Source organism: Treponema endosymbiont of Eucomonympha sp., assembly GCF_001028545.1.
In genome coordinates this window covers 1-402 of record NZ_BBPW01000715.1, presented here as the reverse complement: position 1 = coordinate 402, position 402 = coordinate 1, and the positions used below count along the sequence as shown (strand labels likewise).

Annotated in this window: 1 protein-coding gene; it reads right to left on the bottom strand. The window is 61.7% G+C overall.

Annotation, left to right across the window (positions count from 1 at the left end):
• A partial coding sequence (locus AWU74_RS14405; RefSeq protein ID WP_498067502.1) for a hypothetical protein occupies positions 1-330 on the bottom strand: 330 nt, incomplete at its 3' end.
• Positions 331-402: the final 72 nt, after the last annotated feature.

Genomic DNA, 402 nt, shown 5'->3' with positions numbered 1-402 from the left:
TTCGTATTCCTGTACGGCCTCTCGGGCTGCCCTGTCATCGAGAGCGCGCCCGCCGGTAATTGGCGCCGGAGGGGGCGTCCGCGAGCCCCGCTTGTGGGCTGGAAGCGATGCCGGGAGGTCCGCCTGCGCTAAGAAGGGCCCATCAGATCCAACAGGGCGCTTCAGCACTACGCCGGGCCTTTTCATTGTTGCGGCGACGACGTCGATATCATCCACCTCTTGCGCAAAACCCTGGTGGAAACCGAGCGCGCGGCGCTTGATCGACGTTTCGAGGATGAGGAGCTTCGCTGGAAAAGGCAGATGGAGAAGTTTCAGAACGAATTGAAACACGCGCGGAAGTGAACGCCAAGCTTGCTAAGCCGCCTTTCGTTTCCGTCCGCCGGAACGCCTCCGTTTTGCGCG